11 protein-coding genes and 1 tRNA gene are annotated in these 13,930 nt (G+C 69.0%); 8 read left to right on the top strand and 4 right to left on the bottom strand.

The genetic code is table 11. The features are described from left to right. Positions 1-5: 5 nt before the first annotated feature. Positions 6-380, bottom strand: coding sequence for a phage holin family protein (locus tag HNR40_RS11020; protein WP_184960321.1), 375 nt, complete (start codon positions 378-380; stop codon positions 6-8). After that, positions 377-1,564 carry a cation:proton antiporter gene (locus tag HNR40_RS11015; protein ID WP_184960320.1) on the bottom strand — a complete coding sequence of 396 codons (1,188 nt, stop codon included), beginning with the start codon at positions 1,562-1,564 and terminating at the stop codon, positions 377-379. The genes HNR40_RS11020 and HNR40_RS11015 overlap by 4 nt, the downstream gene beginning before the upstream one ends. A 106-nt stretch (positions 1,565-1,670) precedes the next feature. Between HNR40_RS11015 and HNR40_RS11010 the strand changes: the two genes are divergently transcribed. Next, positions 1,671-1,946, top strand: coding sequence for a hypothetical protein (locus HNR40_RS11010; RefSeq protein WP_184960319.1), 276 nt, complete (start codon positions 1,671-1,673; stop codon positions 1,944-1,946). Here HNR40_RS11010 and HNR40_RS11005 read toward each other — a convergent pair. Then, on the bottom strand, positions 1,943-2,713 hold the full coding sequence (locus HNR40_RS11005) for an FAD:protein FMN transferase (protein WP_184960318.1): 771 nt from the start codon (positions 2,711-2,713) through the stop codon (positions 1,943-1,945). The two genes, HNR40_RS11010 and HNR40_RS11005, sit on opposite strands and share 4 nt — an antisense overlap. A 106-nt stretch (positions 2,714-2,819) precedes the next feature. Here HNR40_RS11005 and HNR40_RS11000 point away from each other — a divergent pair, with 106 nt between their 5' ends. The 4 genes from HNR40_RS11000 (at position 2,820) to HNR40_RS10985 (ending at position 5,700) form a co-directional block, all read left to right on the top strand. Continuing rightward, positions 2,820-3,212 carry an OsmC family protein gene (locus HNR40_RS11000; RefSeq protein ID WP_184960317.1) on the top strand — a complete coding sequence of 131 codons (393 nt, stop codon included), beginning with the start codon at positions 2,820-2,822 and terminating at the stop codon, positions 3,210-3,212. A gap of 425 nt (positions 3,213-3,637) precedes the next feature. Beyond that, a complete protein-coding gene (locus HNR40_RS10995; protein WP_221340208.1) occupies positions 3,638-4,558 on the top strand; it encodes a nucleoside hydrolase in 921 nt (306 codons plus the stop codon). A gap of 45 nt (positions 4,559-4,603) precedes the next feature. Next, positions 4,604-4,677: transfer RNA gene (locus HNR40_RS10990), tRNA-Lys, on the top strand. 726 nt (positions 4,678-5,403) lie between these two features. Beyond that, positions 5,404-5,700, top strand: coding sequence for a hypothetical protein (locus tag HNR40_RS10985; RefSeq protein ID WP_184960559.1), 297 nt, complete (start codon positions 5,404-5,406; stop codon positions 5,698-5,700). A 322-nt stretch (positions 5,701-6,022) separates the two neighbouring features. On the opposite strand, the gene HNR40_RS54425 is transcribed toward HNR40_RS10985, so the two are convergent. After that, the gene (locus HNR40_RS54425) at positions 6,023-8,419 is read right to left on the bottom strand and encodes a PASTA domain-containing protein (protein WP_184960316.1); all 2,397 of its coding nucleotides are present in this window, start codon (positions 8,417-8,419) and stop codon (positions 6,023-6,025) included. A gap of 162 nt (positions 8,420-8,581) precedes the next feature. On the opposite strand from HNR40_RS54425, the gene HNR40_RS10975 reads away from it, so the two are divergent. The 3 genes from HNR40_RS10975 (at position 8,582) to HNR40_RS10965 (ending at position 13,878) form a co-directional block, all read left to right on the top strand. After that, entirely contained in the window at positions 8,582-9,259 is a 678-nt protein-coding gene (locus tag HNR40_RS10975; RefSeq protein WP_221340207.1) for an FHA domain-containing protein, read from the top strand. A 79-nt stretch (positions 9,260-9,338) separates the two neighbouring features. Further along, complete coding sequence (locus HNR40_RS10970) at positions 9,339-9,602, top strand: WXG100 family type VII secretion target (RefSeq protein WP_184960315.1); 264 nt, start codon at positions 9,339-9,341, stop codon at positions 9,600-9,602. 31 nt (positions 9,603-9,633) lie between these two features. Continuing rightward, on the top strand, positions 9,634-13,878 hold the full coding sequence (locus HNR40_RS10965; protein WP_184960314.1) for a type VII secretion EssC family protein: 4,245 nt from the start codon (positions 9,634-9,636) through the stop codon (positions 13,876-13,878). The last annotated feature ends 52 nt before the right edge of the window (positions 13,879-13,930 follow it).

Genomic DNA, 13,930 nt, shown 5'->3' with positions numbered 1-13,930 from the left:
TGTGATCAGTCGCCGTCGGGGATGACCAGGCTGAGCAGCCAGGTCACGACGCTGATGATGATCGAGCCGATGAGCGCGGTGACGAAGCCGTCCACATGGAACGGCACGTCGAGCTGCCCGGCGATCCAGCTGGTGAGCAGCAGCATCGCCGCGTTGATCACCAGGAGGAAGAGCCCCAGCGTCAGCACGATCACCGCGCAGCCCAGCATCTTGACGATGGGCTTCACGATCGCGTTGATCAGGCCGAAGATGAGGGCGACCACGACGAGCGTGCCCCAGTACTTCGCCGTGGTGTCGGTGTTGACCGTGATGCCGGGGAGCAGTTGTGTGGCGACCCACAGGGCGACCGCGGCCGCCAGGATTCTCAGGATGAATATCACGCTGATAGATCCTCGCACTCCTTGAGGGCCGATCGGTAGAGGCGCAGCGCCACCAGCGGATAGATCATGACGCTGAACACGCCCGCGGTGACCATCGCGGCGGCGTGCGCCGAGCTGATCGCGCCCTGCTGCACGCCGGTGTTGGTGATCACCACGATCAGCGGCAGACCGGCCGCGGCGAACAGCGCCAGCGCCCTGTTCTCGCCGGGCCGCAGGTCGGGGTCGCGCTGGTGCAGCAGGTACGTGGGCAGCCCGCGCACCAGCAGGAACGCGAGCAGGAAGACCGGGATCAGCAGCAGGCTGTGCGGGTCGGTGAACAACGCCTTCAGGTCCAGGTTGGCGCCGCTGACCACGAAGAAGAACGGGATGAGGAAGCCGAAGCCGATCGCGTCGAGTTTGGAGGAGATCACGTGCTCCTCGGCCTCCGGGCCCGAGGCGACGGCCAGCCGTACCACGATGCCCGCCGCGAACGCGCCGAGCAGGACGTCCAGGCCGAACGCGGACGCGGCGGCGATCATCGCGATCAGCACGAACATGACGATGCGCACCGCGAGCTGGCCGCTGCTGCCCATCGTGCCGGCGACCAGCCGCGCCAACAGCGGATGCCGCGGCCGGGCGGCCATCGCCGCCGCGATGATCGCGATGACGGTGAACAGCGCGATGAGCGCGATCGTGTGCCAGCGCTCGTCCTCGGAGAACACGAAGGCCATGGCCACGATCGGGCCGAACTCCCCGAGCGCCCCGATCCCCAGCACCCGGCTGCCGAACGGCGTGGGCAGCGCGCCCGCGTCCCGCACCATCGGCAGGATCGTGCCGAGCGCGGTCGTGCACAGGGCCAGCCCGATCACCTGGGCGGCCAGCGTGAACCCGTTCGTCGCCACCGCCACGAGCAGCCCGAGCGCCAGCGACGCGAACCAGCCGTAGATCGCCAGCCTGATCGGCCGGCCCTTGATCCGGGCGAACTCGATCTCGTAGCCGGCCATGAACATGAGCATCGAGAGCCCGAACTGGGAGATCGTCTCAATGACGCCGTCGGTCTTGATCCAGCCGAACACCACCGGGCCGCACAGGACGCCGAGCAGGATCTCCAGCACCACGTTCGGCACCCGGACGAACCGGCCGAGCGCGTGGGCGACGATCGGCGAGATCGCGGCGGCCAGGACGATGATCAGGACAGTGATCATGCACGCTATGTGCCCACCCGTCACTCCATGTAGTCACTCGCCGGACTGTTGGCGTTATGCAGGCCCAGGACGGGGAAGAGCGGTGCAAGGGGAGGAAGGGAGCGAGATGGACGCGAAGGAACTGGAGTCGTTGCCGGCCAGCGAACTGCACGAGCGTGCGGTCCGCTATGCGGTACGCCATGGAGACCTGGGGTTTCTATGGAACCTGCTCAAGGTGATCCCGGCGGCCGAGGCGGCCAGTGGTCACGACGGGGAGACCGCCAACGACCTCAGCCGCGTCTCGGCCTTGCTCAGCGACGCCCTCGCCGCGGGTGAAGGGGATCTGGGTGAGGCGCTCAAACCCATCTATATCGATTACCTCATCCAGCATCCGGAGGCTTAGCCGGCGAGTTGCGACGGCGTGCCGTACAGGGCGAAACCGGGCGTGCTCACCGAGCGCCCGCCGCGCGTGACGATCATCACCTCGTACGGCTCCGCCGCCGCGAGATCCATGGCGAAGCGGCGGGCACGGATCGGGCCCATCGCGTACATGGCGGTGGCGAAAGCGTCAGCCGTACTCAGATCCGGGCCGATCACCGTCACCCAGCCGAGCACGTGCTGGGCCTCGCCCGTGCGGGGATCGACCACACGGGTCTTGCCCGAGGTGGAGATCGCCAGGTCGTTGGCGAAGACCATGCGGCGCACCGCGTTGGTACGCGGGTCGCGGATGCCCACACGCCACGGCCGCCCCGGCAGCGAGGAACCGCGCACCCGGATGTCCCGGCCCGCGGTGATCCGGTGGTCCACCGCTCCGGCGCTGGCCAGCGCCCGCGAGAGCCGTTCCACCGCCCAGCCCTTGATGTAACCCGAGACGTCCAGGGTCCCGCCGATCCGCGAGTCGAACCACCCGTCCGTCGCCTCGGCCATCTCGTCGCACCGGTGCAGTACCTCGATCAACTCCGGCACCTGCTCGATCGTCCTGCCCGCGTTGAGCCGGGCGATCTGGCTCTCCTCGTTGAAGGGGTCGAACGTCCGATCCACCCAGCGCAGCCAGGCGAAGGCGTTGTCCAGCATGGGAACCAGCTCACGCTGGGGCAATGCCGTACGGATGTCCACATTGACGGAGGTGTTCAGTACCGTCTCCGTGCGTGCGGATCCAGGGAACGTCATGTGGGGCTCCTCTCTCGGGAGGACACAGTTTCATAACGGGCGTATGGCGGACCTAAGCGCTTTGCCGGTGCCATGGCTTCAGGGGCGCGTGAGTAGGGTCTGATGCATGGCAAACGTGCGTGTTGAGCGGACAGATGACGGCGGGTTCCGGGCGACCAACGCCCGTGGGGCCGAGGTGCGGATCGGCGGCGGTGACGAGGACGGCGTCTTCAGCCCCGTGGAGCTCCTGCTGGCGGCGGTGGGCGGATGCAACATCGTCACCGTCGAACCGCTCACGGCTCAGCGGGGGCACCAGCTCATCCGGCTGGCGATGACCGTCGAGGCGGAGAAGGTTCAGCCCAACCTGCTCGGGCCGGTGACCGTCACCTACGACGTCGAGGTGCCGTCGGAGAAGGCCGACGAGGTGTACCGGGCGGTGGCGCATCGGGTGCACGAGAAGTACTGCACGGTGAGCCGGTCGCTGTCTGAAGGTACTGAGGTCCGTTTGGAGCTTCCGTAGCCCTTTTGGGGAGACATTCGACCCCTATATGACGCGTCCGTTGCATTCGCCTCTGTAGTGTCGAAGCAGGTCAAGAGTCCTGCGACTGACTTGCAGACTTTTACCGATGCGGACGCGGAGGGGGACCGTCGTCTGCAGTGCGGGACCGCCGGTGCTTCGGGGGAAGGTACCGGCCTGGACCGCCATATATCGGGGCCGGGGTAGCTTTGGGGGAAGCTGCTCCGGCCCCGATTCACGTCCAGAGCCTTGTGCGTCACAAGGCGTGTGCTTTCACGAGGCGTGTGCCTCACACGACCTCTGCTTTTCACGAGACCGGTGCTTTCGCCGGACCTGATCGTCACGAGACCTGAGCTTTCACGAGACCTGAGCGTCATGAGGCCTGTGTTGGGGATTTTTACCGACAAACACCCATACGCTGGGTTTTTGTGACAGTTTCCATGCTGATTGACTGCGACCCCGGCATCGACGACGCCTTGGCGCTGGCTCTGGCGGCCGGATCGGAAGCCCTCGACCTCCGCGGCATCACCACCGTCGGCGGCAACGTCGGCTTGGACCTGACCACCGCCAACGCCCTGGCCCTGCGCGACTTCCTGGATCTGGGCGACGTCCCGATCGTCCCCGGCTGCTCCGGCGCCCTGGTCCGCGGCCCCATGGACGCCGCGCACGTACATGGAGCCGGCGGCCTGGGCGACGCCGTACTCCCTCCTGCGGTCCGCGCCATCGCCGACGGCCACGCGGTCGACTTCATCATCTCCACCCTCCGCGACAACCCAGGCGAGATCACTTTGGTGGCCACAGGCCCCCTCACGAACATCGCCCTGGCCGTCCGCAAAGAACCCAGAATCGTGACCTGGGTCCGAGACTTCGTGATCATGGGCGGTTCCTACACCCGCGGCAACCACAACCCGGCAGCCGAGTTCAACATCCTCACCGACCCCGAGGCAGCCGCCATCACCTTCAACGCCGGCTGGACCACAACCCAGGTAGGCCTGGACGTGACACTGACCGCAAGAGTCACCACCAGAGTCCTGGACCGGATGCGTGACCTGGGCCGCCTATCATCACTAATCCTCCCCAGCGTCCAGTACTACGCCCCGATCACCGCCGAATCCGGCCCCGCCCTCCATGACGCCGTCGCCGTAGCCCACGTCATAGACCCCACCCTCCTAACTTTGACCCCCGCCGAAGTACGCGTGGAGACCGCCGGCCACTACACCACCGGCATGACCGTCACCGACTTCAATTCCCCCACCCCCAACACGCAGGTGGCCACCCACCTGGACGTTGACCGGTTCTGGGACCTGATGATCACCTCTTATGGAAGGTTGGCGGGGCGGCTTGGGTGATGTGCGTGGTGGTCTTGGTGGCTGCTACAGTTACGTGTGTCGCAAGCGCCGCTAGCTCAGTTGGTTAGAGCAGCTGACTCTTAATCAGCGGGTCCGGGGTTCGAGTCCCTGGCGGCGCACCCGACCGAAACCCCAGCCGGATACATCCGAGCTGGGGTTTCTCGGTTGCTGGGGAGCCTCGAACCGTCTCTGGTGAGGCCGAGGCACGGCATTGGTCGCTCGCGGGTTGCTCTTCGGCACTGTTCCGGCACGTGGTCGGGGGATCCGATCTCCGGGTTTAACCCCTTTCGTCAGTTCAGATGTGCAGGATGACCAAGGTCGCGCCACGCTGAGAGGCCCCGCGGGCGCCCTTGTCCAAGATTCGCCTGTTCGCAGACCACGTGAAAGCGAAGCTGCATAGTGGGCAGCAGCAGGTCGTCGCATGGTGACTGCCGTCCTGGCCTGCATAGGGGTGCCACCTCGTCTTTGCTGACCCTGCGCGGGCGGGCATTAGCACATGGTCATCTGAATGGGACACAAAGGGGCCAAAGCGTGCGGCTGTTCGGGCAGGCTCCCAACCAGCGGTGAGGCTGCGAGGACACGTCACCGCTTTGTCATGTCGAACCCTTCCATGTCCTCCAGTCTCAAAACCGCAGGCTTGTCGCCCTGGAACTACCGCGAGTCTGTGGAGCGCAGATACTCGGCCCCGCATCGTGCGGCCAGGCGGAAGAACCACCAGCGGACATACTGGTCCAGCTCGCTGAAAGTGCAATGGATCAGTGCGGCGGCCTGCAACGACAATGGAAGCTGGTTCAACCAGTCATCGTGGAAGGGCTCAGCGATCCCTGGGCAACCTGCGCGAGGTCATGACCCCGTACCTGGTCGCCGACGAGATCCGCCGCCGCGGGCGCGACTGCGTGCACCTGCTGTCCTGGGCCGAGCACTTCAAGCTGCTCCGTCAGCAACTCGAACGAGCGCTGTACCGCGAGGTGATGGCCCATCTCAGGGACCACACCCGTCTCCGGCTGTGGATCATCCGGTCCACGAGGTTCCTGATCCGTCGTCCGATCCGGTGCCCCAACCCTTCTTCGTGCTATCACCGGGCTCGCCCGATTCGCCATTACTCGTTGATCGTGTTCCGGGCTCGGTCTCGGGCTGCCTGACCTCAGACACAGCATCGCCCGATTCTGAGGATTCCGAGGCTGCGAAACGGGCGACGTCTCCATGGGCTTACGGCGTGATTGCTCAAACCGCTCACCCAATTCGGCACTCGCCCGTTGTCTAGATCGCCGTTCACCGAGGCGCACGATTGGTTGATGTCGTATATCTCGTGCGCCTGCCGCGACACCGGCGGACAATAGGGCTCCACCTCAGCCGCAGCGCCTGTCGCATGGCAGGCGGTGATGAATAACGCGATGATCCGAACTACTTCTGCCGAATAGGAACAGGTGCGCAGCTGCGGAGAGGTGGCCGCGCACCTCGCTGTCACCTCGGCCAGACGTGACAGACCGTGAACCTGGGTTCGAATCCGCCCTGGACGAAGGTGTTGTATTCCCCGCTGTCGGCGGGAGCCCACGCCCACGCGACCGCCTGCTTGTTGAAGAGGGCTTGCAACGGGACGGTTCCGGGAATCGGCTGGACGAAGCAGGCGAACGCCGGTCCCTCAAAGGCCCAGTCGGGTTGTGGCGTGGGGTTGGCGCTGAAGTAGTAGCCTCCGGCCTCTCCGCACTTGCTCTCGCAGCGGGACCGGTTGACGATGTGCAGGCCGTTGACCTTTCCGGCATCCTCAACCCTGTAGACCCTGCCGATCGCGGGGAAGGGGTGCCAGTCGGCGGCCGGAGCGCCCCCGCCTGGCGACAGGAAGTTGCCGCGTCTGGGCGCCGGTGCCTTGAACCGGTTGAGCGCGGCGGGGTCGGTCGGCTGGTACTCGATGGTCACGGCGGTTCCTGACGGCTGGCGCGTGCCCGCTTCCGGTGCTTGGGCCAGAATCTTGTTGGTCTCCAGCGTGGCCGCGCCGCTTGCCTTCGGCGCGCAGTCCAGGAAGGCGGTGCGCAGCGCCGCGCACGCCGCGTCCGGCGTCATGCCCTTGACCGAGGGTACGGCGGGCTTGCCGAGGTAGGTGACGGTCACCGTACCGTTCTGAGCCAGGCCGGAACCGGGAGTCGGTTGCTGCGACTGGACGACGTCGGACGGCTTGCCTGGACCCGACTCTTGCGGCTTGCACACCAGTCCGGCTTGCTGCACCGCGGCGCAGGCATCCGTGATCGGCAGGTTCGTGTACGTTCCCACCTCGATCTCGCCGGGGAACGTGATCGTGACCTTGGTGCCGGTCTCGGCGGGGGAGTCCGGCTGGGGATCCTGGGCTTGCACCACGCCCACGCCCGCCGCCGTCTTCGCCGTGCCCGAGGGGCGCCGTACACACTGCAGCTGGGCCTCGTCCAGCTTCTGGCAGGCCTGGTCGGCGGGCAGGCCCATGATTTTCGGCACCGCCAGCGGGCCGCGGTAGTAGACGGTGACCGCGCTGCCGCGGGGGACGCGCGTGCCGCCGGACGGCGTGGTGCTCAGGACGGTGCCGGTGGCCTCCTGCGCGGTTTCGTCCTGCCGCGCCACGGCCACGCATCGAAGGTTCGGCTCCAGCCGCTCGCATGCCTGGGCCTTGGCCATGCCGACCAGGTTGGGCACGGTCTCGTGGCGCGGCTTGGGAGCCGCGGTCGGGCTCACGATTTTCGGCGGCGTTCGCTGCTCCGGCGGGTCGCTGGCCCTTACGACGGGAGGCGTCGGCGTGGGTGACGGTTTTGGTGAGGGAAGTGCATCGTCCTCCGCGCCCTTGGTCGTGCCGGCGTCGATCTCGATGCGCTTGCCGTTCGCGTCAAAGGACAACGTGATCGGGTGCTTCTGGTCGTTGACCCACACCCGGTCGTCGCGGGCGGTGAGCTGAAACTCCCCGGACTTGCTGGGCACCGTCTCGCTTCTGATCCGGCCCGTGGCCAACTCGACGATCACCAGCTGCAGCTTGGTGTAGTCCGGGACGTACACCCTGCCGTGGTGCACCAGCGGCCGGTCGAACTGATGGTTCGCCCGCCCTTTGAGGGTCACGTTGGTCATGCGGCGCGACTGGAAGTCGCCGACGGTCAGCGTGCCCTCGGCGCGGGAGACGACGGTGACGACGCTCGAGGTGGTGCCGGGCTGGGATACGAGGCCCTGCCGAGCACTCAGTTCCAGCTTCCTGCGCAGGCCGCCGGAGTCGTACATGGCCGCCTGCCCGGTGTCGTCCAGGTACACCACCGGCAGGTTGGCGACCGTGGTCAGCGTACCGAGAGCCCCCGGGTCGGCCACCGTGTGCCGGCCCTTCAACGCGCCCTTGCTGATCTCCAGCAGTTCGCCGGTAGGGCGGGTGTAGGCCCAGACCGTGCCGCCGGTGTCCGCCACCGCGTCCGCGACCGGCGGGATCTGCAGCGTGCCCGGCTTGCCGTGCGTACCGTCGAGTTTGTCCAGCTTCCCGGTGCTTTTGTCCAGCAGGTACGCCTGCCCGCCGCCGGCCAGGAGCTTGAGCTTGTGGTCTGCCGCCTTCTTGATCCCCTTGCCAGGTTGCAGCGTGTCGGTGGGCAAGGGCGTCACGGTGTTGGTGTCGTGGTTGACGACCCAGACCGAGTCCGGCCGTACCTGGACGACCTCCAGGACCTGGTCGCCCGTGGCCAGGTCGACCGCGGTCCGCGCGTCCACCTCATTGCTGCTGGCGTTGAACCTGCCCACGCCCGACCCCTTTGGCAGGTAGGCGACGTCGTCGCTGAAGGCGGCCTTCGACGTCGTGTAGCCGGTGCCGAATCCGACCGCCACCACAAGCGCCACGGCCAGCGTGGCCATGAGGACGCGATTGATCACGACCGCACGCCGGGAACGGCGAGAGGGTAAGGGGGAGCCGGACATGACGGTCCTCCATGCGAGGGGCTCGAGAGGCGTCCGAGAATAGGGGCATTTCCTCTCTTGCCGCTGCGAATCCGAATGGGAAATGCTTCCCAATCCAGGGCTCCGAGGAGAGGCGGTGTGGCCGCGATGCGAGTGGAAAAGGCCGGACAGGTCGTGGATCTTGCCGAGCATGAGCAGCTCACGTTCGGACGGGATCGCGACTGCACGTTCTGTCTCGATCCGGAGGACACCGGGATCTCACGCCTGGCCGGCAGCATCGGCCACGACAACGGCACATGGTGGCTGACCAACCGATCGAGCGCGTGCAAGCTCACCGTCGTGGACGGCCTGGGCCTGCCCAGCGTCCTGGCACCCGGGCGGCGGCGGGCGGTCGAGGAACCCACGAAGATCCTCGTGCACGGAAGCAGGGGCAAGCATCATCTGTCGCTGACCCCGCAGGCCAACCGCGTCGGCGACCCGGGGGACGACTCCGCGCCCGGCAACAGCCTGCCGACCGCGGTGGGGGAGGAGGTCGTGGTCAACCACAGCGACAGGCTCGCGATGGTGGCGTTGTTCCGCGGCTACCTGGAGGATCCGCCCAAGTACGACCCGCGTCCCAAGGACTACAACGCCGCCGCGAGCCGGCTCAACTGGCCGCGTACCACCTTGGTCAGGCGAATCGAGTACCTGCGCAAACGGCTGGACGCCGCCGGTGTGCCCGACATGACGGGGGCCAGCGCGCTGGTCAACCTGGCCGAGTACGCGATCAGCCGGGGTCTCATCACCCGCGACGACCTCCGGCTCCTGAACTTGTAGGGACCCCTTCCCATACCGCCGCCGCACGTCGCGGTCCTAGCCTCGGTGCCGCACCCACCCATCACACCGAGGAGGCGTCATGACCATCATCGGCGGCGAGATCCCCCAGCTCCATTCGCTCAACGCCAACTTCCAGCGACAGGCCGGCACGGTCGACACGCTGCTGCGCGACCTGGGCAACGAACTGGCCGGCACGTACTGGCGCGGCGGTGCCGCCGACAGATTCCGCACCTCATGGAGCGGTGAGTACGAGCCCGCGCTGAGGAAGCTGTCGGCGGCCCTACTGGAGGCGGCAACCGAGGTCCGCCGCCGGGCCGAGGCCCTGGAGCAGGCGGGCGGCTGAGCGCGCCGGGGCCGAGGCGGAGGAACCAGCTGTGGAGAGGGAAATCCTCGTCGAGACCGGCGGGCGGGCGGCGGCGGTCGTGATCCGCGCGGGCGCGCAGGCCACCGTCGCCGACCTGGCCGGAGCGCTGGCCCTGTCGGCAGATGCGCGCCTGCGGGCGGACGGCGCGGAGCTGGCGGGCAGCGTCCCGCTCAGCCGCGCGCCGCTGCCCGTCGGCGCCCGTCTCACCACAGGGCCTGCAGAGGGTACGGCCCGGCCCCCGGACGACGGGTTCGAGGTGGCGGTGATCGGGGGAGCGGCCGGCACGGCACGCGCCATGCTGCCCCCCGACATCGTCATCACCCTCGGCCGTGCGCCGGACAACGCGCTAGCGCTCGAGGATCCGGAGGTCAGCCGCCACCACGCCACGCTGACCGCGGCGGCCGGCGGCAGCGCCGAATTGGCCGACGCAGGTTCGCGCAACGGCGTGGCCTGGCACGGCGTCCGCCTCGGCGCCCCGGCCACGGTGACGCCGGGCGAGCCGTTCGGCATGGGAGAGACGGTGCTGACGGTCCGCCCGGTCGACCCGGCCGATGCGCCGCTGCACCCGGCGTCGGAGGACGGCTCGATCCTGCTGAATCGCCCGCCCCGGCTGCCGATCCGGCAGCCGGTACTCCAGCTGAACCTCCCGCGCCGCCCCCAGGAACCCCGCACGATCCGGTTCCCCCTGATCGCGATCCTGCTTCCCCTCGTGCTCGCGGGGGCCGTCTACCTGATCTTTCCCGGCGCCGCCTACTTCCTGGCCTTCGCCGCGCTGTCGCCGATCCTCATGGTGGCCAACCTCGTCTCCGATCGCAGGGGAGGAAGGCGCGACTACAAGACGGCCTGCGCCGAGTACGACCGGGAGCGCGCCGCCCTCCTGGAACGCCTGGCCACGGCCGCGGCGGAGCAGGGGAGAGCGGCCCGCGACGCCGCTCCCGACCCCGGGCGGACGCTGCGGATCGCGACCGGCCCGACCAGCAGGTTGTACGAGCGCCGCCGGGACGACACCGACTTCCTCCGGCTGCGCCTCGGCCTGGCCGTCCGGCCGGTGGACGTGAGCTTCACCGGCGCGACAGACACGGACGAACCGGAGATTCCGCTGATCACGCACGCTCCCGTCACCGTCAGCCTCGCGCAGGCCGGTGTGCTGGGTCTGGCCGGCCCGCGCGAGAGCATGATGCCCACGGTCAGGGCGGCGCTGGCCCACCTGGCCGTTCTGCACGCGCCGCACGACCTGGGCCTGCTGATCGTCACCGGGCAGGACGACGCGGCCGGGTGGGAGTGGGCCACCTGGCTTCCGCACACCCTCCCTCATCTACCGGAGCTGGCATGCCGCCGCATGATCGCGGTCGGCGCCGAGCAGGCCGCCACCCGGCTGGCCGAGCTGCGCCGGATGCTCGCCGAACGGCAGGCCGAGCAGCGGGCGACGTTGCGCGACGGCCTGCCGAAGGGACGCAGCCTGATCCTGGTCGCCGACGGCGCCAGGCGCCTGCGCTCGGTGCCAGGCCTGGCCGAACTGCTCACCGAAGGGCCGGAGCTGGGCGTCTACGCGATCTGCCTGGACACCGATGAGAACCACCTGCCCGCCGAGTGCCGCACGACTGTGGTCGCCACCGGGGACTCCGGGACCCGTGCACGCGTGCGCAGCCGCGACGAGGGCGTCGAAACCGTCCTGCTCGACCGCCTCGCCGAGGCCGATGCCGCCCGGCTGAGCAGCGCCCTGGCACCGATCCGTGTGCTCGGTGGTACGGCGGGTGCCGAGGCCGACCTGCCTGACTCCGTACGGCTGCTCGACCTGCTCGGCCTGGGTCCCGACCCCTGCGCCGAGGCGATCGAGCGAGGCTGGACGGCGGGCCGGAGCAGCCGGGTCACGCTGGGCGTGGGACCTGACGGCCCGGTCGTGGTCGACGTGAAACGGGACGGACCCCACGCGCTGATCGCGGGCACCAGCGGCGCGGGAAAGTCCGAGCTCCTGCAGACGCTGATCGCGGGCCTCGCGGTCGCCAACTCGCCCGTATGGCTGTCCATGGTCCTCATCGACTACAAGGGCGGCAGCGCGTTCTCGGACTGCCGCGACCTGCCGCACTGCGTCGGCATGGTCACCGACCTCGACGGCCATCTGTCCGCGCGGGCTCTGGAATCGCTGGCGGCCGAGCTGCGCCGCAGGGAAGAGCTGCTGGCCGAAGCCGGAGCCAAGGACATCGAGGACTACTGGGCGAGGGCCGGACGCCCGCTGGCCCGGCTGGTCATCGTGATCGACGAGTTCGCGACCCTCGTGGAGGAGGTGCCCGAGTTCGTCAGCGGCGTCGCCGGGATCGGCATGCGCGGACGCAGTCTCGGCGTGCACGTGATCCTCGCCACTCAGCGTCCGGCCGGCGCGGTGAGCGCCGACCTGCGGGCCAACCTGAACCTGCGGGTCTGCCTCCGGGTGACCAGCTCCGCCGACAGCGGCGACGTGATCGACGTACCAGACGCGGCACGGCTGTCGCGCCGCCGGCCGGGTCGGGCGTACCTGCGGTCGGGGCACTCCGATCTGGAGTTGCTGCAGACCGCCCGGGTGGGTGGACCCTGGGCCGGTGCCGACGAGGGCGATCGCGAGGTGACGATCCGGCCGAGGATCGTCGCCGACCTTGGCGCGACGCCCGCCGGGCCGGCCGAGGAGGAGATGGGTCACGACGGCGAGACCGACCTGAGCAGGCTCGTCGCGGCCATCCGGGAGGCCGCCCGTCACTCCGGGGCCGCCCTGCCCGCCTCGCCCTGGCTGCCTCCGCTGCCCGAGCAGGTGCGGGCGGCCGACCTGCCCGACCTGCCCGACGCGCCCGGCGCCGCGCCGATCGCCGTTCGGATCGGCCTGGCCGATCACCCGGGCCGGCAGGAACAGCGCCCCTACGTCCTGGACCTGCGGGCCGCCGGGACTGTGCTGGTCGCCGGGATGGCCAGAAGCGGCCGATCCACCGCGCTGCGCGCGATGGCCGCCGAGCTGGCCCGGCGCAACAGCCCGGCCGAACTGCACCTCTACGTCCTCGACCAGGGTAACGGGGCGCTCGCAGCGGTGCGTCAGTTGCCGCACTGCGGCGCCTACGTGGACGCCGACGACCTCGATCGGGCCGAGCGCGTCATCGCCCTGCTCACCGCCGAGCTCGGGCGGCGTCAGCGGCTGATGGCCGAGAGTCGGGTGGACGGCCTGCCGTACCTGCTGCTGATGGTGGATCGTTACGAGGGCCTTGTGGCCAGGTTCGCCGATACCGACGGCGGCCGGCTCGTGGACGCGCTCGACGGGCTGCTGCGGCACGGACCCTCCGCGGGGATCGGTGTCGTGCTCGCCTCCGACCGCTCCGGGTTCACGCATCGGCTGTCCGGGGCGGTGGCGGTCCGGATCGTGCTGCGCCATGCCGACCCCGGCGACGCCGCCGTCTATGGGCTGAACCCCAAGCTTCTGCCCTCCTCGATGCCGGAGGGACGCGCCGTCGTCGTGCCCGGTGAGGTCGAGGTGCAACTCACGCTTCCCCTGGAGGAACCCGCCATGAACGCACAAGGCGTGCCGGCTGCGGCGCTGCCGAAGACCGTTGACCCGCTGCCGGAGCGGATCAGCTTGGACGAGCTGGACCGGCTGCGTTGCGCCCCGCCGCCGCGCGGTGTCGCCGTGTGCACGATCGGCGTGGGCGGCGACCGGCTGGCTCCCCAGGACATCGACCTGGCCGAAGTCGGCCATCGGTTCATGATCGCGGGTCCGCCGGGGTCCGGGCGCAGTGCTGCCCTGATGGCGGTGGCACGCTCACTCACCTCGTTGCCGCTGGTGCTGGTCTGCCCGCGCCGGTCACCGCTGTCGGAGCTGGCCGGACGGCCCGGCGTGGAGGCGGTGCTCTCCGGCATGGCGGAGGCCGAACGGCTGGCCGAGGTGCTGACGGGACCCTGCGCGGTGCTGGTCGACGACGCGGAGCTGCTTGCAGACCGGGGCTGCGCGACGGTGCTGGAGGAACTGGCCAGGACGGTTCGTGACGACGGCGGCGTGCTGGTTGCCGCCGGGACCACCGACGACCTGCAACTCCAGCGCTATCGAGGCTGGCTGGCCACGCTGAGGCGAGGGCGGGCCGGACTCCTGTTGACCCCGGGCTCGCCGGTCGACGGTGAACTCCTCGACGTCAAGCTGGCGCGGCCCCGGGGCCTATGGCCGCCGGGACGGGGGATTCTGGTGATACGCGGGCGACAGATGCCGATTCAAGTACCTGTCCACGAAACGGCATTTGCCCGATGAGTCCGGCCGTTATAGTACGACCGCCGTTCTCCCCCGAGTCTCCCACTGAGGA

The sequence above is a fragment of the Nonomuraea endophytica genome (assembly GCF_014203235.1).
Classification (GTDB): domain Bacteria; phylum Actinomycetota; class Actinomycetes; order Streptosporangiales; family Streptosporangiaceae; genus Nonomuraea; species Nonomuraea endophytica.
The sequence above is the reverse complement of the archived record's forward strand: the minus strand, read 5'-3'. Positions and strand labels throughout refer to the sequence as shown.

Coding starts and splice junctions, on each gene's coding strand:
- HNR40_RS11015 (WP_184960320.1), bottom strand. CDS start 1,564: ATGATCACTGTCCTGATCATCGTCCTGGCCGCCGCGATCTCGCCGATC.
- HNR40_RS11010 (WP_184960319.1), top strand. CDS start 1,671: ATGGACGCGAAGGAACTGGAGTCGTTGCCGGCCAGCGAACTGCACGAG.
- HNR40_RS11005 (WP_184960318.1), bottom strand. CDS start 2,713: ATGACGTTCCCTGGATCCGCACGCACGGAGACGGTACTGAACACCTCC.
- HNR40_RS11000 (WP_184960317.1), top strand. CDS start 2,820: ATGGCAAACGTGCGTGTTGAGCGGACAGATGACGGCGGGTTCCGGGCG.
- HNR40_RS10985 (WP_184960559.1), top strand. CDS start 5,404: ATGACCCCGTACCTGGTCGCCGACGAGATCCGCCGCCGCGGGCGCGAC.
- HNR40_RS10970 (WP_184960315.1), top strand. CDS start 9,339: ATGACCATCATCGGCGGCGAGATCCCCCAGCTCCATTCGCTCAACGCC.